Genomic DNA, 25314 nt, shown 5'->3' with positions numbered 1-25314 from the left:
CTGTAAAGATAATGTTTTTAGGAATTGTTAATTAATAAAATCCTATACCAATTATAATTAACGAGACTATCTTATTTTTACATTCGATGAGCTCGCCATTACTTGAAATCCGGAATCTGAGTACAAAATTCACCACTGAAGCAGGAGATGTTGTCGCTGTCAATGATATTGGCTTTTCTATAAACCGGAGCGAAACGATTGGCATTGTTGGAGAATCCGGATCGGGGAAATCTGTTACTGCACTTTCAATCATGCGGCTGCTTTCCAATAATGGGTCGATCACAGCCGGGAAAATTGATTTTTTCGGTAGAGATAAACAGGCCGTGGACTTACTTCAAATTTCTGAGAGAGAGTTGGAAAATTTCCGCGGCAATGAGATCTCAATGATCTTTCAGGAGCCAATGACTTCTCTCAATCCTGTAATTTCCTGTGGCAAACAAGTTGCTGAAGCACTCATCATCCATAAAAATTTATCCAGGTCAGAAGCAAAGCAGCGGACTATTCAACTTTTCGAAAAAGTAAAATTGCCACGTGCCGAAAAGATCTTTGATGCTTATCCGCATGAACTATCAGGCGGGCAAAAGCAAAGAGTAATGATTGCCATGGCTATCAGTTGTGATCCTGCTATTTTGATTGCTGACGAACCGACAACTGCATTGGATGTTACAGTACAGAAAAAAATTCTGGAACTGTTGCAACAGTTAAAGTCGGAATATAACATGAGCATGATCTTTATCTCTCATGATCTTGCTGTGATTTCAGAAATCGCAGATCGTATAGTTGTAATGTACAAAGGAAAAATTGTAGAAAGTGGAACTACTGCCGAAATATTAAGTGATCCAAAACATGCTTATACAAAAGCGCTTTTAGCTTGTCGTCCGCCGTTGAACAAACGCTTATACCGCTTGCCGACTTTGTCAGATTTTATGAAAGAAAACAATGACGGAAGTTTTTCTGAAATTAAAACTTTTGTGAATGACACTTTAAAAAATCTTGAGGTCAGCGAAAATGAAATCGAAATTCAACGTCAAAAATTATTTTCACAACCTCCAATTCTGCAGGTAAAAAATCTGAGTACATGGTTTCCTGTTAGAAATGGTTTATTCGGAAATACAACAGAATATATCAAAGCAGTTGATGACGTAAGTTTCGATGTATTTCCCGGCGAAACGCTGGGTTTAGTTGGAGAATCCGGCTGTGGTAAAACTACTCTCGGCCGAACGATTCTGAGATTGATAGAACCAACATCGGGTCAGGTTATTTTCAAAAATAAAGATTTTGCAAATCTCGAAGGACAATCACTTCGTAAAATGCGGAAGCATATTCAGATGATATTTCAGGATCCATATTCGTCATTGAATCCTAAAATGACCATTGGAAAAGCGATCATGGAACCTATGCAAGTCCATGGTCTTTTTGAGAATGATACTATCCGAAGAATGAAAGTATATGATTTACTTAATCGTGTGAATCTGAATGATAGTCATTTCAACCGCTATCCACATGAATTTAGTGGCGGACAGCGGCAAAGGATTTGCATTGCAAGAGCGCTTGCAACACAACCTGAATTTATAATCTGCGATGAATGTGTTTCTGCACTGGATGCTTCAATTCAGGCACAGGTTTTGAATTTACTCAATGAACTGAAACGCGATTTCAATTTTACCTGCATCTTTATCTCACATGACCTTTCAATTGTAAAATTTATGAGTGACAGAATGATTGTTATGAATGGCGGAAAAATTGAAGAAATCGGCAGTCCGGAAATCATATACAAATCACCAAAATCAGAATATACAAAGCGTTTAATAGAGGCAATTCCGGGAATGGTTTCTTCTTTTCAATTATAAATTTACTAACTTGTCGCCTTCATTCTTTCTATGAATCCGACAAAAAAATGGGCTGTTGTAGTACCGATGGCCAACGAAGAACATGATTTTTATCCGTTTATTTCCGCATTGCAGAAAGAACTGGATATGTTGAAAAGTGGGTCTGTCTTTCTCATCGTTGATAATGTTTCTAAAGACAAGACTCTTGAATTGTGTCGTCATCTTTCAGAAAACGATAAACGTTTTCATACGATCTGGGCTCCTGAAAACAGAAATGTTGTTGATGCATATATCCGCGGTTATAAAGAAGCATTAAAAAATTCCGATGCTGAATTTATTATTGAAATGGATGCAGGTTTATCACATGATCCGGCTTCATTAGAAATTATCCTGAATTCACTGGATCAGGGTACGCAATGTGTGTTCGGATCGCGGTTCATAGAAGGTGGTTCAATGGGCGATTCTCCTGCTAAAAGACAAAGCCTTTCAAAGACAGGTACTATTTTATCAAACCTTTTATTAGGAACAAAATTGCATGATATGACTTCCGGATATCAGGGGTTTCAGAGAAACATTGTTGAAAAATTCACAGCATACGAATTGAAATCGAAAGCACATTTTTATCAGACAGAGATCCGTTATCTTTTGAGGAAATATCCATCGAAAGAAATTCCAATACAATATCAGGCCCCGAGTCCACGGGTTTCAAAAAAAGCAATTACCAATTCAATTGAAACATTACTTTACTACTTTTGGCGAAGAATAACGTTTCGTTCCATTTCAATCTGATGAGTATACTAAAAAAGGCATTGATCATTACATCAATTGCTTCCCCAAATGAAGTATTGAAAGCACATGCACAAGGTGCAAAAGCAAATAACATTGACTTCATTGTTATCGGAGATACAAAATCTCCGGCAACATTTGAACTTGATGGCTGCCGTTTTCTGTCTATCGAAGATCAGGAAGCGCTGGAGTTCAGACTTGCAAAAATTCTTCCGAAAAAACATTATGCAAGAAAAAATCTAGGTTATCTGCTTGCTAAAAATCATGACGTCATAATTGAAACTGATGACGATAATTTCCCCTATGAAACTTTCTGGAATGAAAGAAAGAGAATTCAGAATGCCGACGTATTTAATAATTCCGGTTGGGTGAATGTGTACAGTTTTTTTTCAAAGGAAAATATCTGGCCACGCGGATTTCCATTGCATCACTTACCGAATAAAAATGAACCTAAGTCAATTATTCAAAATGTAAGTTGTCCGATCCAGCAAGGTCTGGCTGATGAAAATCCTGATGTTGATGCTGTTTACAGAATGACATTGAAACTTCCGATAAAATTTGATCAGCATAACTCGCTTGCTCTGGGAAAAAATGCCTGGTCACCTTTTAATAGTCAGAATACAACATGGTTCAGAGAAGCGTTTCCGCTTTTGTATTTACCATCTTACTGTTCATTCCGCATGACTGATATCTGGCGAAGTTTTATTGCACAAAGAATTGCATGGACATGCGACTGGCCGGTGTTATATCATAATTCAACGGTTTGGCAGGAACGGAATGATCATAGTCTGATCAAAGATTTCGAAGATGAGATCCCCGGCTATCTGAATAATGAAACAATTTGTAAAAAACTGGAAGACCTTGATCTTGCAAGCGGAGAAAGAAATATTTTAGTCAATCTCATTCGTTGTTATGAAATGATGACTGAAAATAATTACATAGGTAAAGAAGAAATGAAACTGGTAGAAGCTTTCTGTGAAGATATCCGATAAATTATTTTTTTGCCCAGATATTGTATTTCATAATGCACCAAAGTGTACGAACACCATCTTTCCAACCGATTTTTTTTCCTTCAGCGTAAGTTCGTCCGTAGTATGAAATACCGACTTCATAGATACGCACATTTTCAATTCTTGAAATTTTAGCTGTGACTTCCGGTTCAAAACCGAAACGGTTTTCTTTCAGATTGATCTGCTTTATATAATCGGCACGGAACATTTTATAACATGTTTCCATGTCAGTCAGATTCAGATTTGTAAAAACATTCGACAAAAATGTCAGGAATTTATTTCCGATAGAATGCCAGAAGAATAATATCCGATGCGGTTTGCCGCCCATAAACCGCGAGCCATAAACAACATCTGCAAATCCATTTAAGATCGGCGCAAGTAGAATATTAAATTCCTGTGGATCGTATTCAAGATCGGCATCCTGAACAATGACCCAGTTACCGGTTGCAGATTGTATACCGGTACGAATAGCAGCACCTTTGCCTTTGTTTACTTCATGACTTACAAGACGTAAGTTAGTATAGTTGTGAGATGAAATAAAATTCTGAACAGCTTCCAAAGTATTATCTTTAGAACAATCGTTGACAATAATAATTTCCTTTTTTATTCCATGGAGATCGACAGCAATTACTCGTTCCAGGATTCGATGAATTGTTTTGCCTTCATTGTAAGCAGGAATAATAACGCTAAGAGTTTTGATTGAATCGCCCATTGGAAATTTTGTTGTAAGAAACTTTTTTATAAAATTTAAATTGTATGAAGTACTTTTTAGTTAATGACCATTTCGGGAATATCGCCTTCAACGATAAGCTTACCTGCCGTTGCATTAATAACTTCCTGAGTACTGATTCCCGGAGCTCTTTCTATCAATTTGAAACCACCGGTAGGTAATACATCTACAACAGCAAGTTCAGTTACAATTCTTTTAACACAACGAATTCCTGTTAGTGGCAAGGAACATTGCGGAAGCAATTTAGATTCGCCGGCTTTATTTACATGCTGCATAGCAACGATGATATTTCTCGCAGCAGCGACGAGATCCATTGCACCACCCATACCTTTGACCATCTTTCCGGGAATTTTCCAGTTTGCAATATCTCCTGTTTCACTCACTTCCATTGCACCTAATATTGTAAGGTCAACTTTACCGGCGCGAATCATTCCGAAGCTCATTGCTGAATCAAAAAATGCAGAACCCGGAACTGTTGTGATCGTTTGCTTTCCGGCATTAATCAGATCCGGGTCTTCTTCACCTTCAAAAGGAAACGGGCCCATTCCTAACAGACCATTCTCTGATTGCAAAACGACATTCATTCCCTGAGGGATATAATTTGCAACAAGGGTCGGAATTCCGATTCCAAGATTCACATAATATCCATCTTTCACTTCGCGGGCGATCCGCTTGGCGATGCCATTTTTATCCAGTGCCATAGTCAATTGATTTCGCGTCAAAATTATCATAAAATTTGAAAATTAGCCCATATAAAGCGGATGAAGTCCGAATTTTATCTGTAGAAAAAACAAGAATAAAGTCAATTATTCCGAATAGGGACTCTTTAACCTGACAGGTTCCTTGATTTTGGATATATTTGCGCCCGAGCGCCGACATTTCATGAAATTAAGCATAATAATCCCCCTTTATAACGAGCAAGAACTTGTTACAAAAGTCTTAGACGAATTACAAAAGGTAAATTATCCGGCATTTCTGGAAGGTTATGAGATCATTATCGTCGACGACTGTTCGAAGGATGGTTCTTACGAAAGAGTCAATGAATATATTGAGCTATCACCCAACCGACAATTTATAAAACTGTTTCGTCATGATGTTAATAGTGGCAAGGGCGCAGCTGTAAGAACAGGAGCAAGCAAATCATCAGGTGATGTTCTTCTGATCCAGGATTCCGATCTTGAATTATCTCCACGTGATATTCCTTCTATGTTAATCGCAAAAAAAGAACTTGAAGTTCCATTCATTAATGGATCACGGTACATGCCCGGAGTCATTCGTCCGCAATCATCATTTAAAAGATATTTCTTCAACAAACTTTTTACATTGATCGCTTCAATTTTTATTGACGTCCATATCACTGACGTTGCATGTGGATATAAATTATTTGACAAAAGTCTTTTTGAAAAATTGAATCTGCGTGAAAATCGTTTTGGATTTGAAGCTGAACTAATTTTAAAGTGCGGACGATTCCAAAGAAACTGGATCGCTGAAGTTCCGGTCCGTTATTTTCCCAGAAATTTAGGAGAAGGAAAAAAACTTCGCAACATCGATGGACTTAGGATTTTTAAGACGTTGATGAAGTATGGGTTGTTTAAGATGAAGTAAAGTGAAAAGTGAAAAGTGAAAAGTGAAAAGTGAAAAGTGAAAAGTGAAAAGTGAAAAGTGAAAAGTGAAAAGTGAAAAGTGAAAAGTGAAAAGTGAAATTTTATAAAATTAAATTATTTTTTCGTGTAAGAAATAGTGTAATCTTTTAAATAAATGTCGTGGAGGATTTCGTCGTTGGCGAAGATTCGGACTTGGTTTGCTACGTTAAAAAGAGTATCGACATATTTTATTCCAACCTGGATATCTGTCCAACTTTTGTCTTTCAGATAAACATTTTCACTAAAGTCGCGGGCCACAGTAAAAACTGAGCCTGTGTCATTTTTGAATGCAAACACGCCTCTGAATTGATTTGTATTTATAGTTTCGACACAGAATATTTTTGCAGAAATATAAATTGAGTCTATATTAAGTGTTTTGAGATAGTCGTATGGAAGATCCAGCGCATGTGTGTATGGATTATCCTTGTGAAGAAAAACACTTTTATCCAAGGGGAAAGTTTTGTCTTCGTATTTTTTATAATCAAATTCAATTCTCCTTTTTCCGGATTTACCATATGAGGATAAACCAAGTTTCGCTGCTTCATAATCCGGTGGCTGTAACGATTCAACCCAACCTGGTCGGTAAGTTACTGAAAGAAAATTTTTCATGTATGATTCTTTAGTATTTGAATCATAGTGTATCAATCCAATCATATATTGAATATTTTGTACTGCTCCGACATAAAAAAGAAATCCGGTTACAGCAACAGCAACTTTAAGTTTAGAAAAATTCAGCCTCAGCATTTGTATGGTAGATGCAAAGGGCAAAGCCAGGAGCGGATAAAAATCTATCAACGGACGTTGGCCAAATGAACCCCCGTACCACCATGACCACCATGACCAGATAACATAAATAGTGATGAGAAAAGTAATTATTGTTGCATGCTTAAATACTTTTTCCTTTCCTTTCATAACAAATAACCCAATGATCGTTAAGATCATAATTGGTGAATAGATCAACCAACCTTTCCTGAAACCTATTAAGCCTTCTAAGATATGCGGATTGTCCCAGAAAAAACGTTCGCCATTATATGAAAAATACAACCAATGCCCGGTGATCTTATGCCAATAAAGTAGTTGCGGTAATCCGATCATGAAAGCAATCAGGATCATAAAGAGAAAATGAAACTTTCGTTCTAAAAATAATTTCAATCTTGCTCTAAGAAAATTCCCGGAGTGAAAATCATACAATACGAAAGGAATTAAAAATATTATCATAGTTGGCCGGATAAGAATGATCAAGCCGTATAAAAGTCCGATTACAAATGAACGCAGATAGGTAGCTTCTTGGTACCATTTTACAATTACATACAAGAGTATTGCAGTAAGAGAAAATAAATATCCATGCGACATGAGTGGTTGTCCGGTTGTATACCACATCCAGTTAGTGCTGAAATAAAGGCAAAGCAAAGTGATACCGGTAGTCAGGTCATCAAAATATAACAATAAAAATTTCCTCAGATAGATCATTCCAAGAATGAGAAACACCAACGCACTGAACATTAAAGCTGTTTGATATGGTTGGGTGAACCCATCTGCTACATAACCCAGCGATGGTGCAATTGCATTTGCTACAAAAAAGAATGGTGCATAGAGATAACACAATCCCATTGTAGTCTTGATAACAAGTTTTCCCGACTCAGTATGCTCGGGCCAGAATTTCGAACCATATGTATTGGGATCCTCTCTGGTAAATTCCAGTGATATATCGTGATGAATAAAATAAGCAGGTAAATAGGCGTAGTAAGAAACAACATCATTTTTAATATATTGTTCTTGATATGACCGGTAGTGAATAAAAAATCCCCACCAGAAAATAACAGCCAATAGTATTGCAAAGCCACTATAAGAAAATGGGTTTTTTTTCTTAATAAAAGAAGTTTCGCTCATTGACGCTTGAAAAAATGGTGCTGTTAGTTTCTCTTTCTTACTGTAAGCTGTTCAATTCGCTTTTCGTAATTTTCGCCCTTGAAGATTCGATGCACATAAATACCGGGAGTATGAATCATATTAGGATCAAGTTCACCTGCCGGAACAAGTTCTTCAACTTCCGCAACTGTGATCTTGCCTGCCATAGCCATAAGGGGATTAAAATTTCTGGCTGTCTCGTGAAAAATTAAATTACCATGAGCATCACCTTTCCATGCTTTCACGATTGCAAAGTCGGCATCGAATGCCATTTCCATCAGATAATCTTTGCCATTAAAATTGCGGACTTCTTTACCGATTGCAACTTCAGTTCCTACTCCGGCAGCGGTAAAAATCGCCGGCATACCATATCCTGAAGCAAGACAACGTGTTGCCAATGTTCCTTGCGGAATAAGATCAACTTCCAGTTCACCGGAAAGCATTTGTCTTTCGAACTCAGCATTCTCTCCTACATAAGAAGAGATCATTTTTTTTATCTGCTTTGATTGTAACAATAGTCCCAATCCAAAATCATCAACACCTGCATTGTTACTGATACAAGTCAATCCGCGAATTCCTTTTTTCACCATTGCGGCAATTGTTTTTTCAGGAATCCCGCACAGACCAAAACCACCAACCATGATTGTCATATTATCACGCATGTCGCGGATAGCTTCTTCAGCACTTGCTACTACTTTGTTCATTGTACTACTTAATTAGAAATTATCTTTATCAAATGCATCTCCTCCGCTTGATCCCGGCTGAACATACTTATCACAATTTAGTTCAACGTTCAATTTTTCTGAAGGTGGGGTAAATTCACGTTTAGATAAATTGAGTTCTTTATCTGCATACACTTTTTGCATATATAATGCCCATATAGGCATTGCAGTCCGTGCTCCTTGTCCTAGTTCTGTTGTCCTGAAATGAACAATCCTATCTTCTGCTCCAACCCAGCAACCGGATACAAGATCCGGAGTAATACCCATGAACCATCCGTCACTTTGATTTTGAGTTGTTCCGGTTTTTCCTGCAATTGCATTTGAAAATTTATATTGACCACGTAAACGTGCGCCAGTACCGAACTGAACAACACCTTGCATCAGGTTCAACATTAAGTATGCAGTTTCTTCATTGATCGCTTCAACTTTCCTTGGAACAAAATCCTGAAGCACGTTTCCGTTCTTATCTTCAATCCGCATCAGATAAGCAGGTTGTGTCCATACACCTTTATTGGCAAAAGTAGAATATGCTCCTACCATTTCATAAACAGAAACGTCGGGTGTACCAAGACAAATTGCGGGAACGGGATCGATAGGAGATGTAATTCCCATGCGGCGTGCAATATCGATCATCGGTTGCGGACCGAATTGTTTCATCAGATAAGCAGAGATAGTATTCACTGAATTTGCTAAACCTTCTTTCAGCGTAAGCATTCCGCCGTATTCTGCATTCGAATTAACAGGTGACCATTGCTCTCCGGTAGGCAGATCGAAAGTTACTCTTACGTTTGGAATTTTATAGCAAGGAGAATATCCTTCCTGCATTGCAAGCGTATATAGGAATGGTTTGAATGTTGATCCTACCTGACGTTTTCCTTCTTTAACGTGATCGTATTTGAAATAACGGTAATCATTCCCTCCTACCCAGGCACGTACTGCGCCACTGATAGGATCCATTGACATAAAACCACATTGCAAAAATTTCTTGTAATATATCAGACTGTCAAGTGGAGAAAGCGTTGTATCAACTTCACCATTCCAGGTGAAGATCGTCATCTTTACTTTTTTCTTAAATGCCTTATCGATTTCTTTATCGCTTGCCTTTGCTGCTTTCATAGCAATATAGCGATCTGTTTTTTTCATTCCATCAGTAATAATTTCCGGATGCTCATCCCATGGTTGTGCTTTTCCTTTCCAGTGCTCATTGAATTTTTCTGGATCTCTTTCATGTGTTCGCGCATAGCTTCTTCGGCATAGCGTTGCATTTTTGAATTGATGGTAGTATAAATTTTCAATCCATCAGTATAGAGATTGTAAGGTTTCCGGTAGCGTTATTAATATGTTCTTTACACCATGCCAATAATTCCGTTCGCAGTACTTCACGGAAATAAGTTGCCAGTCCGAAGTTATGATCTTCCATCTGATACTTAAGTTTCGTAGGAAGTGCTTTGATTGAATCGTACTGATGATCATTGATGAAATTGTATTTATTCATCTGTGAGAGAACGATATTTCTTCTAGCGAGAGAATTTTTTCGGATTACGGGCAGGATTAAATTTTGTTGGAGCCTGTAACATACCGACTAGCACAGCAGATTCCTGTATGTTCAGTTGATCCGGTGATTTTCCAAAATAAGTTTGTGTTGCAGATTTAATTCCAAAAGCATTACTGCTAAACTCAACAGTGTTAAGATACATTGCAAGAATTTCATCCTTCGTATAACGGCGTTCCAATTGAATTGAAATTATCCATTCCTGAATTTTCTGGATAACACGATCCATTTTACTTTTTGGTTTTTCGTGAAAAGATTTTTCGCAAGCTGTTGCGTTAACGTACTTCCTCCGCCGGCGCTACCTGCTTTGAATACGACCCGGATCAAAACCACGCAGATCTATTCCGCTGTGATTTTCGAAACGGATATCTTCTGTTGCTTTCAATGCATTGACAAGATTCGGTGAAAGATCATAGTAATGTACGTTCGTCCGGTTTTGGATGTAGTACTTACCGATAACATTCATGTCGTTTGACAAAACTTCAGACGCCAGATTACTTTTCGGGTTTTCCAGATCTTCGAATGTTGGAAGTTCTTCGCCGATATAACCTTTTGAAGCGAGAAAAAGTACGAAGATGACAAAGATGAAAGGCAAAGAAACCAATATCCAAAACAAGCGGATATATTTACTAAAGGAGGGCTTTGATTTAGGCATATTTAAACCGGGGTGGTTGTGATTCTATGAACGCTGGTCAGCGAAGTTAATTGAATTCTACTTTGAAAAATCGCAAATACATCTAATTGATATTTAACGACTTACAATGCCCTTCTGACTCCTAAACGTAATAGAAGGTCCGAAGATACCAAAAATAAAGGCAGAGCTTAGTGGGAGAAAGGCAATTTATAACAGTAGATAGTTAATAGCGTCTGGAATGCTAAGCGGAAATTGTTTTAGAATTCGAAGATCTGACCACTTCGAATTTGTGCTTCAGATTCAGGAAGTATTTCTCAAAGTAATTGTATGAAACGTAAGCGAGCGTGATCGTTGATGCAACGATTATTAAGTAGACAGTTAAATAGTTTATGACTTCAAACTTTGAAAATTTAACTATGATTTTTTCTGCGAAAAAAATCATCAATGGATGAATCACATAAATTCCGTAAGAGATCTTACCTAAGAAATCAAAGGTTCTGTTTTCAAGTGGGATCAATCTGTTTTTAACGTTAGCCTGACCGACAATAATAAACAGAGCAAATACAGATATAACTTCATTGTTAATTACAACTGGTAAATTGATAAAACTTCCACACGACAGGAAAATGACAAGCCAGGAAATAAACTGCATTAATTTATTATCAACCAATCTTAAAAAAACACTATTTTCTTCTCTGTATAAAATTGCTCCAATAGCTCCGAACATCATACAATGAAAACGAGTTATTGTGAACGACATATCATGAATAGATCCCGGATGAAATATGTGAAAATAAAATTTTCCTGCCAGCATAAATACTACCAATGCTATCAACACTGTTTTAAGGGATTTTGCTTTTGCGACGATCCATGGCCAGAATAAATAGAATTGTTCTTCTACTCCGAGTGACCAGTAATGTTCAAGCAACGGTATCGGACGAGCATAAATAAATGGAATATTAGAAGCAAAGAAAATATATTCTAAAAGCGAAGTTCCATTGATAGGAATTCCAATTACTATTAAGGTGACCAAAGCGCCAATGAGATAAATATAATACAGAGGCCAGATCCGTAAGATCCTTCTCATATAAAATTTTCTGATCTGAATCTTAGCTTTGCTTTTTTCTTCGAGCAAAAGGTAAGTGATCAAAACCCGCTCAATACAAAGAACATTGTAACGCCGAATTCGGACATCAATGTGACTTTAATTTTCCGTTTGCAAGTGTTCCAAATATAAAAGGATCCAGATCAAACTTTTCAAGGCTATGGTTATATGAGAAAAGACAACAACCAATGCAGCAATTGCTCTTACTCCATTAAGGCCCGGAAAATAAACTGTTCTCGTTTCAGACAATTGATTGAAGCAATGTAGCTTTTTCAAATATAGAAATTATTTGTGAATTATTCAAAGGCATTTCAACTTACACTAACCCTATCACAACAAAAAAGAAAGGGTCAAGGGTCAACGTAAACCCGCTTGACCCTTGACCCTTTACCTTTGACTTCTTTAAAAGATTTACTTCAAAACGTATCTTCAATCTTCACCACCTTCACTTCACGAACTTCCAGCGGATATTTCGCTACTACATCATCTTCTTCAAGAATCACTTTAGGAAGAGTCGCTTTAAGGTTGTCGGAATATGACATCGGAGAAACTGTCCCGGCACGCAGACTTTCTGCAAGATTATTTACTTCTGATTCGTCAGTAACAATAACTATATCCATGTTCTGAACCTGCCAGTATTTTTTGATAGCATTATTTACATCAGCAAGTGTAAGTTTTGCGAGCAGAGCATCGAGTTCATTGATCCAGTCTTTTCTTCCGTAGAATTTAGAATCCATCATATATCCTAATTTTCTTGAAGGCGTTTCAATGTAAAGTTTGCTGTAGCTTTTCAGAAAGTCACGTGTTGCTTCGAAATCTTCTGCTGTCAAACCATTCCTGATCAGATTATCCATTTCACGGATAGCCATTCTGATCGCATAATGTGCATGACCGATCTTAATACTATCGAGTTCTTTATATTGTCCTTTCAAACCTTTCGCAGTTTGCACCGGACGCAGCCAGATACTGAAATAATTTAAAGAACGTGGAGTTCCTGATGGCGGCAACATATTACCTCCACCATTCTCATACCATTCAATGTAAGAGTAATCACCATAGTTCATTGAACGTTCTTCGCGGATTTTTTATACAATCTTGAATATGATTTTCTGTGTTCACCTAACCAGCTGTTTGCAACCATAAGTGCGCGAACTCATCATTAGAACGAGTAATGTTCATTGGGAAACCTGCAGAAACAGCAGAACCTAATGCCCCTTTTTTTAGAAACAATTTCAACCGTTAAACCTTTTGGCTGAGCCGGCATACTGATCTGTGGCAAATTTGGTTTTGATACTGATAAAAGTCCGGCGTCTGCTTTTACTTTCGTAACAAACGACAGAGGATAATCGCCCGCAATTCCAATGAGCACATTGCTGTTTGTAAAGTAAGCCTGATATTGCTTTTTTGCATCTTCAACTGTAAGTGTTTTTACACTTGCAACATTACCTTCATTCAACTGAGCATAAGGAGTACCACGGAAGATGAATGACTCGAGATATTTTTTTCCCAATTCCTCATCCGACGATTGACGGATTACCTGCTCTACATAATTCTGTTGATTAGAAAGTAAACGATCGAAATCGCTTTTAGTGAATGACGGATGCAGTAATAATTCACGTACCACTTTTGTATAAAATTCGTCAAGATACTGTGATGGTACCTGAAACGAAATGATTGCAACCTCTTTATCAGTTGAACTGCTCATACTTGCAGACCAAGGGTAGATCATTTTGCGAATGTCGGTAGAAGACATTTTTGAAGTGCCGCTTTCAACGATCATATCTGTTGTAATACTTGTAAGACCTTCTTTACCGGCAGGATCACATATTGATCCGTTTCGGAACATATAACGAAGGGTAACTTTTCCCGATTTGGGAATTGGAAGTTGTACGATCTCCTGTGCTCTTGCAGCAACGAAGCAGATCAGAAACATTCCTGCTATAATTATTTTTTTCATGATGATTCGTGTGTAAGATTAGAATGTTGCTTTCTCTGTTGGTGCAATTGTACCGATCGTTAATCGTTGCGGCAAAAAATATTTCTGCGCGACACGCATAATATCCTGCGGAGTAACTTTGTCGTACATACTGAAATACGAATTAAGTTGTTCCGGATCACCACTCACCCATGTAAAGTGACTTAAGTTCTGAGCGATTGCTGTTGGATTATCAATTGACATGATCGCTGAATTTCTGAAATTCATTTTTGTCTCCTGAAGGATCTTACCATCAATTGGTTTAGATTTTGCTTCTTCCAACACTCTTTCCATTTCTTTACGGATATAACCAAAGTCAGCAGCATCAACTAAAGACGCTTCAACAGAGATCAGATAAGGATCACGAGTTGTATAAGAATCAGCACCGATTGATCTTACTTTTTGCTCCTGTATTACAAGTTTGTTGTACAAGTCAGAATTTTCACCGAAGTATGCAGCACAAAGAAGATCCAGCGCAGGAAAATCATTTGATTTCGGATCGTAACCCGGGCCTTTATAATTCAGACTTAAGTAAGGTGGGAATCCTTCTTTCTGAAGGTTAGTATATTTTGTTTCTTTCTGCGTAGGTTCTGCAGGAACAGTTGATACATATGTTCCCGTTTTCCATGCTCCGAAATATTTTTTTGCAAGTTCATTTACTTTTTGTGCAGTAACATCACCTACAACTATGATCGTGCAATATTCAGGGCGATAATAACGGTTGAAGAATTCGATTGAGTAATCATATTGATTTGGCATATCTACGATGTCTTCGAAGAAGCCCATTGTTGTATGCTTATATGTATGACTTTCAAAAGCGGTGTTCTGAATCATTTCATTCAGCTTGGTGTAAGGGTTAGCCGAATTTTTTGTGTATTCACCTTTCACTGCTCCGGCTTCTGTTTTAAAATCCTGAATAGAATATTTCAGATTTTGAAAACGATCTGCTTCAAGCATGAACATTGTTTCTAGTTTGTTTGCATCACCGGTCATGTGATAAAGTGTTCTGTCAAGACTGGTATTTGCATTTGCAGAAGCGCCTGTCGATTTCAGCACAGCGCCATATTTATCTTTGGGATAAAGATCCGTTCCTCTGAACATCATGTGTTCAAAGAAGTGAGCGAAACCGGTGTGTCCTGGTTCAACTTCATTTCGTGAACCTGTACGTACAACAATATAAAACGCAGCGATTCCCGGACTTTGATAAGGAACTGTAACGACATTTAATCCATTCTCAAGTTTCGTCTGAAGAATTGGATACGGGAAAATCTTTTTCTCCGGTGGTGTCATAGTCTTCGGTTCTTCTTGTGCATGAGCCGGAACTAATTTTGACTGTTGTTGGGGAGTGGTTGTAGCTTTGGGCTCACTTTTTGGTCTTGGTTTAGCTTTGTCTTGAGAAAAAGCATTTGACCCGGTGAAAAGCATCAGGAAGGCAATGCTTCCGGTGACTATTCGATTTGTTTTCATGTGCTATTGATTGGTATGCGAAAGTATCGTTTTCATTGAAATAAATAAAGGATTTAACATGTTGTTAAGAGTTTCTTTGGCTGCAAACCACTTGGTTAGCACAGGTCAAAGGGCAAGGGTCAAAGGTCATTCGTACAAAGCCTTCCAATGGCGAATCTTATTAGAAAAGGGAGAATAAAATAGTGGATTTGATATTCCCCATTTTAACCAATTCAATTCGTTGAATTATGTGCAGGAATTCCCAATCACATGAATTAGATTTGCATCAAGATAAATATCATGAAACTAAGAACCATCGTCATTACCTGTTTAATGCTGCTAATCGGATTGCCTGACAATTCTTATGCTGACGAACGCATGGCAGCGCGTAAAGAACTTTTTGGACTTTTGCAGGAGCGACAAAAGTTATTTGATAATTATAGTCAGACAACAAAAAAGAAAAGCGGTTTTTTTGGGAACCGAACAAAGAACGACATGCGCGAAAGCCATGCGACGCTTCAGGAAATTGTTTCGATTGACAATAAGATCATGAATTCACTGGAAAGAGTTATCGATACAAAGAATTTTGAAAAGACTACAATGTCGTTTGATGTAAGTGGATATCAGGAAAGAATAGATAATTTGTCTAAAGTAAACGAAGTAACACTTTCACAAAATGATAAACTCGAGAAAGAAAAAAAGTATCTGGGAAAGCTTGTATTACGAATGAAGTTTTATTTTGTTTTTTTGTTTTTGATAATTATTGGATTGCTTTATTGGATGTATCGAATGAGGAAATCAATTAGTAGTATTAAGATATAAAAAATGTAAACACTAAGTTCACTAAAATTCGTCAAAGAACACATAATGATCCGTAGTTTCACTTGTGCTCTTGTGCTAAAAACTTAGTGATCTAAGTGTTTTATTTTTCATACTTTACAAAATCAGAAATTTTCAGCATTAGCACATGCTGCCATAATAAAACTTCACTCCAAAAATAAAATCTAATTTGCTTTCTCAATCCGAATCCCTGCATCCATAATCTGTGGCAGAGGATCAATACGCATTGCTTGTTCTAACTGAAAAATATATTTACCGGATTCAGGAAAACGAAATCCTCTTTTAAAAAGTTGGCGGTTGTCCCAGATATCACCCATACCATCGCCTAACCATTTACCACTGGCATCAGCAAGAGTAAGTTCTAAAGTATCGCGCTCCATTTTTCCTGATGGCGATGTGGTAGTGAAAAATAAAAATATATTACTGAATTGATATCCGCCGGCATTTCTCAGATTGATGTAAAGATTATGCGATGAAATTGTATCCTGAATGTCTACTGTAAACTGAACAGCATTATTTTGTTCCCACCGATTTTCAGGAAGTTTTACATTGTCTTCAAAAACAACATTGCGATCGCACGATGAAAGCGAAAGCAATGCAACGAGTATGAATAAATATGAAAAATACTTTTTGAATGGAAGTTTGAGATTCATCCGTTATTGATCTGCCGGTTTATCCGGTCGTGGTTGACGAGGAACTCTATTTGTTCTGTTCGGTTGCGGATCAGCAGAAGGTTGAGAAGTAGGAGCAGCATTTTGTTGCGGACTCTGTGGCCTAGGTTGATTCTGCTGTGGATTATTTGGCCGCTGTGCCTGATTCTGATTAGGATTATTTTGCTGAGGCTTATTCTGGTTCGGATTATTCGGACGCTGACCTTGATTTTGCGGACGCGGCTGATTCTGTTGCGGAGCATTCGGCTTCGGCTGATTTTGCTGCGGAGCGTTTGGCTTTTGCTGATTCTGCTGAGGACGAGGTTGATTCTGCGGCCGGTTTTGATTTGGATTTTGCTTCTGATTCGGATTGCCTTGATTTGGCTGTCCTCCTTGTGGCTTACCCGGCGCATTCCCTTGCGGACGCGGGAGCATTTGGTTGACCTCCTGCTTGTCCGGCATTCATTTCACCACCAACTTTTTTCTTCTTCTTCTTTTTCTTCTTCAGTTTATCCATCCGGTCAATACGATCTTGTCCAACAACATTTTCGTAATCAGGAGCGATATCAATTTCTACTTCAACCGGAAGAGCCAGGTCAGTAGGTTTAATTTTTTCTTTATTCAGATTGATTACTTCATTAACTCTATCGACAGAAAGCATGACCCAGTTACCACCAACTCCACCTTCACTTAATTCGCGTTGTTCTTTTTTCTCATCGATTGTATATGCATACCACATCAATCGTTTGAAAATATCTGTCTTGCGATGGAAAGCTCTTCCATTTTCTGTTTCCAGAATTATATTTGTCGATGGAAAATCTTTTAATGCATCAACGTATGAATCTAATTCATAGTTAAGGCAACACTTAAGTTTAGTACACTGCCCTGCAAGTTTCGCAGGATTAAGTGCCAGATTCTGATAGCGTGCAGTACTTGTTGAAACAGTTTTGAAATCTGTCAGCCATGTAGAGCAACACAGTTCTCTTCCACAAACACCAATACCACCTAAACGACCTGCTTCCTGACGCATTCCGATCTGACGCATTTCAACACGAATCCGGAATTCTTCAGCAAGTTTTTTTATCAGCTCACGAAAATCTACGCGGTCATCAGCAGTATAAAAGAAAGTTGCTTTTTTTCCATCACCTTGAAATTCTATATCACTTAACTTCATTGAAAGTTTAAGTGACTGGATGATCTCACGTGAACGGGAAAGCGTAGCAGTTTCTTTATCTTTAACTTCGTTATACTTTTCTAATTCTGATTGTTTGACTTTTCGATAAAGAGCTTTGATAGTATCTGAATCTTCCGTTACACCTTTTTTGCGTAATTGAAAACGTACTAATTCACCTGTCATCGAAACAACACCAACGTCGTGACCGGGAGTTGCTTCAACAGCAACAAGATCACCTACTCTTAATTCAACGTTATCTTTATTTGTAAAAATTCTTTGCGACTCCCTTTAAAACGAACTTCAACAATTGGAAATGGCGATTGCCCCGAAGGCAGTACCATATCTGAAAGCCAATTGTAAACGTTTAGCTTGTTGCAGCCGCCGGTTCCACAAGTGCCATTACTCCGACACCCGCTTGGAGCCCCATCTTTTCCCGTACTACACGATTTACAAGCCATATGATTTTTGTCAATAACATGCAAAATTAGCAATTTTGGGGAATTAGGAAGTAATATAAGTAATGGTGGTATTTAGTTGAAAGTCAGCGGTTAATAAGAGCCAATATGAGTAAATTAGTATAAGAGTAGTATAAGAGACAATTGCTTCCACACACTCCGCACTTCAAACTCAAACTGACTTTACTAAATGTGGAATTGAGATTGAGGTGTGGAAATGACAGAACCTTGCCATCTTTAATTCAACGCTCTACTCTAATCAACCTATGCACTATAAACGACAGATCAGAAAATAAAATCTTAAAATTTGCATTGCGATCAATATATGAAAAATGGCTTTGTTGAATTCTTCGATCAACTCTTCTGCATTATTGATATGAATAAAAGGAGCAAGTCGGGCAATGGCAGTTAACTCTTCTCCATCAAGACGGAGTAATGAACGGTTACCATAATTGATGAGCAGGCACTCACGGATATTATCAAGACTGTCAGTTAAAAATTCCTTTTGTTCATCCCTGGAAAGATCGTTTAATTTTAATGTAAGTTCATTGATGACTTTGAGATTTAACTGATAGCATCCACGCATCCAGCTAATAAAATCTTTCTCAAAATTTGCACGTTCTTCAGCACGATCAATCAATTGCAGCGCTTCAGAAAAACTTCCATTTGATTTATGATGCAAAATGCCGGGCAGTGGCTTTGTCGATTCCGTGCTTGTTGATCAATTCAGCAAGCATATCTTCTTCACTGATTCGATTAATTTTGACAAGCTGCGTGCGGGAAATAATAGTTGTTAGGAGACCTTCGTAATTTTCTGAAACCAAAAAGAAAAGTGTGCGCTCAGGTGGTTCTTCAAGGATCTTCAATAATTTATTTCCTGCTGGATCATTCATTTTCTCAGGCAACCAGATGATAACAATTTTGTATGGAGCTTCGACTGCTTTGAGATTTAGTCGGCGCATGATATCTGCACTTTCATGAACAGAAATAATTCCTTGCTTGTTATCCAGATCTGCATTCTCCATCCAGTTCATGTAACTGAGATAAGGCTGGTCGATTATTGCTTTGCGAAATTGTTCAATGAAGTCAACACTTTTCGGTTCTTTAATTTTTTCTTTCGAAGCTACAGGAAAAGTATACGAAACATCCGGATGAACATACTTTTCCATTTTCTTACACGCAGAACAACTTCCGCATGAATCATCAAGGCCCGGATTTTCACACACCAGATACTGCGCAAACGCATTGGCAAGGGGAAGACCACCGGCACCTTCAGGTCCCAGAAACAGCAAAGCATGACTCACTCTATTCTCCTGAGCAGAGTGAATAAGCCTTTTTTTCACATCAGTATGTCCGATTACTTCCTCAAATTTCACTGTGTAAAAATAGTTTTTTGTTTTAACCGTTATAGTATTTGCAGGAATATTTATTGACTTAAATGGCAGGTAGTAGCAGGTAATTCAAGAAGTTTGATCGTCTCTTGGATCCTCAGAGTTAATAATATTGAAAAAAGAAAAATTGAAATGATGCTTCAATGTTGTAGGGAGATGAATTTATCTTCATTGTGCAAGTGAACGAATTTTGAATTCATTAAAAACTGAGTAGCAGAAGCTGACAGGTATACATATTTAACCCCGGGGGCGCGCGATCAAAGCGGCCCTTCATGAATGAATGTAAGTAAGTATTGTATGATGATTATATTATAAAAATTGCCTACGCCTGGCAAGGGTTTCCCCCAATTTTCCCCGCTTGCCAGACTATCCACCTGCGGCGGACAGCACTAATAAATAAACAAATGACAAAATAATAATTGAGAAATATAACCGCGTAAATGCAGGTTCTTTTTGAAACAAAACATCAACTATTCAGAGTTAACTAATAGTCTGAACAACTCACAACTCACTAAAAAAACAGGTATCTTTACCACAATGAAAAAAATAATTCTTTCGCTCTTAATTTTATCTCGCAATTCAGTTATGGACAGGAGATGTGGGGAATCAGTAATAGCAACTATAGTGGTAATATGGGAATCTTTCTCAATCCTTCTGAAATTGTCGGGGCGCCATACAAATATGAGATCAATTTAATTGCCGGAGATTTTTTTGCTGAGAATAGCTACATCTATTTTCCAAAAGATAAAAATATTGTTCTGAATACAATTTTCGGAAACAACGAGCCGGGGAAAAATTATTTATTCAGAAATTCAACCGCTTTGCAAAAAGGGTTTGGTCATACTCTTATTATTGGACCAAGTTACATCAAGAATAATGGTGACTGGGCGTGGGGATTACATTCTGCATTCAGAAGTGAATTGAGTGTGCTGGATGTTCCTGCACATTTAGCATATACATTTTATTCAGGATTTCATGCGCCGGAAATTTTCGGTGTCAGATTTAATTCTACACCAATGAGTTTTGCAAGTGCGAGCTGGCTTGAACTTGGTGGAACTTATGGGCGAGTGTATAGTGAAACTGAAAAGCACTATATAAAGTGGGCTGCAACAGGAAATTTACTGATAGGATTCAATGGTTTGTATGGCGACATTCAGAATTTAGATTATACTGTTCTGGATTCCAGCAATGTTGTCTTTCACAATGTAAATGCAAAGATCGGAAAGGCTATCGATGATTCATTTATCGCACTTCGAGGCGCCGGACTGAGCACAACACTTGGAGCAACTTATATGCATAAAAGAAAGCAAGGTGGATTTGAATGTAATCGCAGCAATGATAACATCAAAAAATATGATTACAGAGTCGGTGTTTCTCTTATTGATCTGGGAACGATTCGCTATTTCCGTAAATCAGAAATTATAGAAATTGCAACAGGTGCAAATCAAGTGTGGACAGGCATAGATTCAGCAAGTATTGGTCTGGGAAAATGTCGGGACAACGGTAGTGTCAAATATCGGTGGTTCAATTCGCGAAGAAGGGTTTTACATGTGGATGCCACTTGCTGTGAGTACACAATTCGATTATTCTTTCACTCCGAAAATTTATGGAAATCTTTCACTGGTAAAACGAATTCACTTTATGGAAAACCAGATTGCAAGAGGCGATCAAATGAATCTTGCCGTTCGTTATGAAAAAAGAAAATTCGAAGCGAATCTTAATTACACTTTATTTGAATGGGATCAACCGTCGCTTGGATTAGGAATCAGATACAAATGGTTTGTGATCGGAAGTGACCGGTTACTTCAGTTCATCGGACTTTCTGATACTCAGGCATTCGATTTCTTCTTTGGTTTCAAATTTCAGTTTTGCAAGAGACCGTTTAGTCCGGGACCGGATTGTGCGGCATTCCAATAACATCTGGATTTTGACCAGGATTTATCTGATTATTGGATTTTCAGGAATTAACTGATTTAGGGATTTCTTGGTTGATAGCTGAAAAGTCATCAGACTGATTATTCAATTCATAAAAGTTATCTAAAGCATGAACGCTCTTATTTTAAATTTAATTGTATCTCTGAAATAAGGCAACCAGGAAATCCAAAATCAGCTAAATCCAGGTCCTATTTTGTTTACTTTTGTCCCATGAAACCATCGACCACCACAATTTCAAAACGAAAAAGCTCTGATCCGTGTAGACTTCAATGTACCTCTCGATAAAGAATACAATATCACTGACAACACAAGGATCCGTGCTTCCATTCCAACGATTAAAAAGATCTTATCTGATGGCGGCTCGGTTATATTGATGTCACATTTAGGGCGTCCGAAAGAAGGTCCGGTTGAAAAATATTCTTTGAAGCATCTGGTCGATCACATTGCAAAGCTATTGGATACGAATGTAAAGTTCGCCGAAGATTGCATTGGCGAACAGGCAAAACAATTAGCAGCAGGATTAAAACCCGGTGAAGTTTTACTTTTAGAAAACCTCCGCTTTTATAAAGAAGAAGAAAAGGTGATTCTGCTTTTGCAAAAAACTTGCCGCGCTTGGAGATGTATATGTGAATGATGCTTTTGGAACAGCACACAGAGCTCATGCATCAACTGCTGTGATCGCAGAAAATTTTCCGGGTAAAAAGTTTTTCGGTTATGTAATGGCAAATGAAATTGCAAATGCAGATAAAGTACTTCTGAATTCGGAGAAACCTTTTACTGCTATTATGGGTGGCGCAAAAGTGTCAGACAAGATTCTCATCATTGAACAATTAATGAATCGAGTTGACAATTTATTGATCGGTGGAGGAATGGCATTTACATTTGTGAAAGCTATGGGTGGAACGATTGGTTCATCGTTGGTTGAAGAAGACAAACTCGATCTTGCATTATCAATCATAGAAAAAGCGAAAGCAAAAAATGTAAATCTTATTCTTCCTGTTGATGCAATCATTGCAGATAAATTTGATGCAAATGCAAATTCCAAAGAGTGTAATATCAACGAAATCCCGGATGGCTGGATGGGCTTAGACATCGGACCAAAATCCGAAAAACTTTTCAATGATGCCATTGCACAATCCAAAACAATTTTGTGGAACGGTCCGGCCGGAGTTTTTGAATTTGAAAAATTCTCTCATGGAACAAAATCTGTTGCAAAAAATTGCCGCTGCAACTGCGAATGGGGCATTCTCTTTAATCGGCGGCGGTGATTCTGCTGCTGCGATTTCGAAATTCAATTTGACAGATAGGGTGTCTTATGTTTCTACGGGTGGCGGTGCTTTGCTTGAGTACATTGAAGGGAAAGAATTACCAGGGGTTGTGGCTATTGGCAAATAAAACGTAACGTACAACTTTAAAACTAAGAGTGTAAAGCTGCGAATAATTTGTAACCCTTCACTTCGAGCTGAGGATCTTCAATCCTCATTAACAGTAAATACGAATTACTTTTTCACAAATTTAATTAATTGTCTTTTCTTAGAAAACGCATCTATATAAATGCAATTGTAAATTCCTGACGGCAGTGTATACAAGTCTACTGTATTTTGATTCTTATTTATTTCTTTCGAAACGATTTCTTTTCCGCTTTGATCATAAATTGTTATTGATCCCGATAGTGAAGATTTGAAATTGATGAAAAGAATACCCGTTGTCGGATTCGGATAAATTTCTATTTCATCATTTACAATTTCATTAATATTAGTACAAGTCGCAAATTGAATCTGTATTGAATCTGTAAAAACACAACCATTAGAATCTGCAACTGTTACAAAATATTGAGTTATCGTTTCAAGTGAATCACTAATATTAATGAATTGCGCACTACTTCCTATGCTCCATTGATAAGTTGCAAAACCATTTCCGGCATCCAATAAAATTGAATCAATTAAACAAAGAATCGTGTCGGCTCCTAACTCTGGTCCAATTGTATTTGAATTTGTTATAGTTGCCGTATCAGAATAAGTGAAAAAGCCTTCTGAGTCTATAATCAAAGCAAAATAATTTCCTGAAGAACTTACATAGATCTCTTGCGAAGTATCTCCGTTATTCCAATTATATGTATAGCCTGAAGGAGCTGAAATAAGAATGCTATCGTTGTTACACAATACTGAGTCAGGAATACTTAGAGTTCTATTGAAATTGGGTTTCGTAATTTTTTCAAACAAAACCCCCATTTTTAAGATCGTAGTATCGTATGCTGTTCCCAAAAGGACAAATTCATTTTCTGAAGTCTGAATCACATGAGAGATATTTTCGTCATGCGTAAATCCCCACATGATCGTTCCTGTAGAATCCATTTGAATTAAACTTCGTCCTAAATAAGATGGCGTTGATCCAAAATATAAAAGATCTGCAAGCAAGGTGCTACTCCATCCTTTATAAGCCGCTGCTATATAAATTCCAAAATTGACTGAATCAAGAAGAGTTGAATTATAATCATAGAAATTAAAATATTTCAAATTGTAGTCAGCCTTTACAAAACGTTCAGGACTGATTGGAATAATTTTTTCATTATACATCAATGCACCAATCGCAGTTGTTGAAATTATACTTCCATCTGAATTTATTTTATGAATGATCGTGCTGTCTCTTTCTAATATACAATACAATTGATTCGTATGATCTTTCACAATTTGAATCACACTATTTTCCTGACATCTAAGATCTACGGAATCTTTTATTGAAATTGTGTCTCCATTGGAATTAAGAATAAGTAAAATGGGGTGGAAAGAATTAAATGTTAAAGGCGAAACATGCAATGCAGAATAAAGTAAAGTATCATTCACCATTTCACCACTAGTAATTTTTAATCCTGAATAATAATTTGAATCTGAAAGAGGTTTGTTCCAAATTAATGCTCCGTCATTTTCAAATTTGAATAATTCACTTGGATCAACTACGCCACCAACCCGAACAATTTTATCTGCAATTATTCCTGAATCCGACGTTTGAAAAACAGAGTAAACTTTGTAATTCTTATTTTCAGTATCCATTATTTGGCTGGTGTCTATCCAAACAACATTGTATAGTGAGTCAATTTTAAACACAAAATTCTGTTCTTTGATTTCGGGAGTCTGCGATCCATCAGGAAATTCGAATTCCGTTAATCCGCCAATGCAAAAGCCGCCATCCTTAAGCGTTGTTCCGGCAGTACCTCTGCTCCAGTTTATATGTCCTGCATTTGTGCTTACAAAAAATATTTTCTTCTCAATGTGTTGGGCATATGAGAATAGCACTCCGGCGAAAAATGCAACTATCGATAAAATTGTTTTCATGCGAAATTATTATTTTATTCAAAGGAAGAATATTTTTTCGACTACTAACTCATTTTACAATTTACTTATTAACCAACCTCGCGAAGGATTTCCCGCTACGAAGGATTTTTACTCATTTTTATTCGCACTGTGGATTTATAATCCTCGTCACGTAAAAATATTTCCTGCAGATCTCGCTGCACTCGAGATTTGTTTCA

At 37.4% G+C, this 25314-nt stretch carries 26 protein-coding genes and 1 pseudogene; 8 read left to right on the top strand and 19 right to left on the bottom strand.

The features are described 5' to 3' along the window. The first annotated feature begins 86 nt into the window (after positions 1-86). From IPL24_17315 to IPL24_17305, 3 genes are all read left to right on the top strand, one after another. Positions 87-1850, top strand: a complete 1764-nt coding sequence (locus IPL24_17315; protein ID MBK8365361.1) for an ABC transporter ATP-binding protein — start codon at positions 87-89, stop codon at positions 1848-1850. A 66-nt stretch (positions 1851-1916) separates the two neighbouring features. Next, the gene (locus tag IPL24_17310; protein MBK8365360.1) at positions 1917-2618 is read left to right on the top strand and encodes a glycosyltransferase; all 702 of its coding nucleotides are present in this window, start codon (positions 1917-1919) and stop codon (positions 2616-2618) included. Beyond that, positions 2618-3607 (top strand): DUF288 domain-containing protein, encoded by a 990-nt coding sequence (locus tag IPL24_17305; protein ID MBK8365359.1) that lies wholly within the window; start codon positions 2618-2620, stop codon positions 3605-3607. The genes IPL24_17310 and IPL24_17305 overlap by 1 nt, the downstream gene beginning before the upstream one ends. Before the next feature lies 1 nt (position 3608). Here IPL24_17305 and IPL24_17300 read toward each other — a convergent pair whose 3' ends face one another. Together IPL24_17300 and IPL24_17295 are read right to left on the bottom strand one after the other, a co-directional pair. Then, positions 3609-4337 (bottom strand): glycosyltransferase family 2 protein, encoded by a 729-nt coding sequence (locus IPL24_17300; GenBank protein ID MBK8365358.1) that lies wholly within the window; start codon positions 4335-4337, stop codon positions 3609-3611. Positions 4338-4393: 56 nt separating this feature from the next. After that, a complete protein-coding gene (locus IPL24_17295) occupies positions 4394-5056 on the bottom strand; it encodes a CoA transferase subunit B (GenBank protein ID MBK8365357.1) in 663 nt (220 codons plus the stop codon). Positions 5057-5237: 181 nt separating this feature from the next. On the opposite strand from IPL24_17295, the gene IPL24_17290 reads away from it, so the two are divergent. Beyond that, a complete protein-coding gene (locus IPL24_17290; GenBank protein ID MBK8365356.1) occupies positions 5238-5960 on the top strand; it encodes a glycosyltransferase family 2 protein in 723 nt (240 codons plus the stop codon). A gap of 113 nt (positions 5961-6073) precedes the next feature. On the opposite strand, the gene IPL24_17285 is transcribed toward IPL24_17290, so the two are convergent. The 11 genes from IPL24_17285 to IPL24_17235 all read right to left on the bottom strand — a co-directional run bounded on the left by IPL24_17285 (position 6074) and on the right by IPL24_17235 (position 15361). After that, positions 6074-7888: a hypothetical protein gene (locus tag IPL24_17285; protein MBK8365355.1), complete on the bottom strand. Its 1815-nt coding sequence runs from the start codon at positions 7886-7888 to the stop codon at positions 6074-6076. 23 nt (positions 7889-7911) lie between these two features. Beyond that, complete coding sequence (locus IPL24_17280; GenBank protein MBK8365354.1) at positions 7912-8610, bottom strand: CoA transferase subunit A; 699 nt, start codon at positions 8608-8610, stop codon at positions 7912-7914. 12 nt (positions 8611-8622) lie between these two features. Next, positions 8623-9771: a hypothetical protein gene (locus tag IPL24_17275; GenBank protein MBK8365353.1), complete on the bottom strand. Its 1149-nt coding sequence runs from the start codon at positions 9769-9771 to the stop codon at positions 8623-8625. Between the two features lie 148 nt (positions 9772-9919). Further along, positions 9920-10123, bottom strand: coding sequence for a hypothetical protein (locus IPL24_17270; GenBank protein MBK8365352.1), 204 nt, complete (start codon positions 10121-10123; stop codon positions 9920-9922). Between the two features lie 22 nt (positions 10124-10145). After that, positions 10146-10409: a transglycosylase domain-containing protein gene (locus IPL24_17265; GenBank protein MBK8365351.1), complete on the bottom strand. Its 264-nt coding sequence runs from the start codon at positions 10407-10409 to the stop codon at positions 10146-10148. Further along, positions 10373-10507 carry a transglycosylase domain-containing protein gene (locus IPL24_17260; GenBank protein MBK8365350.1) on the bottom strand — a complete coding sequence of 45 codons (135 nt, stop codon included), beginning with the start codon at positions 10505-10507 and terminating at the stop codon, positions 10373-10375. The genes IPL24_17265 and IPL24_17260 overlap by 37 nt, the downstream gene beginning before the upstream one ends. Then, positions 10479-10796 carry a transglycosylase domain-containing protein gene (locus IPL24_17255; protein ID MBK8365349.1) on the bottom strand — a complete coding sequence of 106 codons (318 nt, stop codon included), beginning with the start codon at positions 10794-10796 and terminating at the stop codon, positions 10479-10481. Before IPL24_17255 ends, IPL24_17260 begins: the two co-directional genes overlap by 29 nt. A gap of 259 nt (positions 10797-11055) precedes the next feature. Continuing rightward, a complete protein-coding gene (locus tag IPL24_17250; protein MBK8365348.1) occupies positions 11056-11901 on the bottom strand; it encodes an acyltransferase in 846 nt (281 codons plus the stop codon). Positions 11902-12335: 434 nt separating this feature from the next. After that, entirely contained in the window at positions 12336-12983 is a 648-nt protein-coding gene (locus IPL24_17245) for an insulinase family protein (protein MBK8365347.1), read from the bottom strand. A 95-nt stretch (positions 12984-13078) separates the two neighbouring features. Continuing rightward, the gene (locus IPL24_17240) at positions 13079-13876 is read right to left on the bottom strand and encodes an insulinase family protein (GenBank protein MBK8365346.1); all 798 of its coding nucleotides are present in this window, start codon (positions 13874-13876) and stop codon (positions 13079-13081) included. 18 nt (positions 13877-13894) lie between these two features. Next, entirely contained in the window at positions 13895-15361 is a 1467-nt protein-coding gene (locus IPL24_17235) for an insulinase family protein (GenBank protein MBK8365345.1), read from the bottom strand. Positions 15362-15640: 279 nt separating this feature from the next. On the opposite strand from IPL24_17235, the gene IPL24_17230 reads away from it, so the two are divergent. Next, positions 15641-16162, top strand: coding sequence for a hypothetical protein (locus IPL24_17230; protein MBK8365344.1), 522 nt, complete (start codon positions 15641-15643; stop codon positions 16160-16162). Between the two features lie 182 nt (positions 16163-16344). On the opposite strand, the gene IPL24_17225 is transcribed toward IPL24_17230, so the two are convergent. The 5 genes from IPL24_17225 to IPL24_17205 form a co-directional block, all read right to left on the bottom strand. Continuing rightward, positions 16345-16833 (bottom strand): gliding motility lipoprotein GldH, encoded by a 489-nt coding sequence (locus IPL24_17225; GenBank protein ID MBK8365343.1) that lies wholly within the window; start codon positions 16831-16833, stop codon positions 16345-16347. Between the two features lie 3 nt (positions 16834-16836). Further along, the gene (locus tag IPL24_17220) at positions 16837-17265 is read right to left on the bottom strand and encodes a hypothetical protein (GenBank protein ID MBK8365342.1); all 429 of its coding nucleotides are present in this window, start codon (positions 17263-17265) and stop codon (positions 16837-16839) included. Continuing rightward, on the bottom strand, positions 17231-18187 hold the full coding sequence (locus IPL24_17215; GenBank protein ID MBK8365341.1) for a hypothetical protein: 957 nt from the start codon (positions 18185-18187) through the stop codon (positions 17231-17233). The genes IPL24_17220 and IPL24_17215 overlap by 35 nt, the downstream gene beginning before the upstream one ends. 543 nt (positions 18188-18730) lie before the next feature. Next, positions 18731-19141, bottom strand: a complete 411-nt coding sequence (locus IPL24_17210) for a hypothetical protein (protein MBK8365340.1) — start codon at positions 19139-19141, stop codon at positions 18731-18733. Further along, positions 19131-19835, bottom strand: a complete 705-nt coding sequence (locus tag IPL24_17205; protein MBK8365339.1) for a hypothetical protein — start codon at positions 19833-19835, stop codon at positions 19131-19133. The genes IPL24_17210 and IPL24_17205 overlap by 11 nt, the downstream gene beginning before the upstream one ends. Positions 19836-20446: 611 nt before the next feature. Here IPL24_17205 and IPL24_17200 point away from each other — a divergent pair. The 3 genes and pseudogenes from IPL24_17200 (at position 20447) to IPL24_17190 (ending at position 23180) form a co-directional block, all read left to right on the top strand. Then, positions 20447-21544, top strand: a complete 1098-nt coding sequence (locus IPL24_17200) for a hypothetical protein (protein MBK8365338.1) — start codon at positions 20447-20449, stop codon at positions 21542-21544. Further along, entirely contained in the window at positions 21492-21767 is a 276-nt protein-coding gene (locus IPL24_17195) for a hypothetical protein (GenBank protein MBK8365337.1), read from the top strand. Before IPL24_17200 ends, IPL24_17195 begins: the two co-directional genes overlap by 53 nt. A gap of 268 nt (positions 21768-22035) precedes the next feature. Beyond that, positions 22036-23180 (top strand): annotated as a pseudogene (locus IPL24_17190) (phosphoglycerate kinase). Positions 23181-23284: 104 nt separating this feature from the next. Here the strand turns inward: IPL24_17190 and IPL24_17185 are convergent. Further along, the gene (locus tag IPL24_17185; GenBank protein ID MBK8365336.1) at positions 23285-25117 is read right to left on the bottom strand and encodes a T9SS type A sorting domain-containing protein; all 1833 of its coding nucleotides are present in this window, start codon (positions 25115-25117) and stop codon (positions 23285-23287) included. Positions 25118-25314 lie beyond the last annotated feature (197 nt).

It is taken from the genome of Bacteroidota bacterium (genome assembly GCA_016711505.1).
Taxonomy (GTDB): domain Bacteria; phylum Bacteroidota; class Bacteroidia; order AKYH767-A; family 2013-40CM-41-45; genus JADKIH01.
Note: the sequence above shows the minus strand (reverse complement) of the source record. Positions and strands in the feature narration are given on the sequence as shown.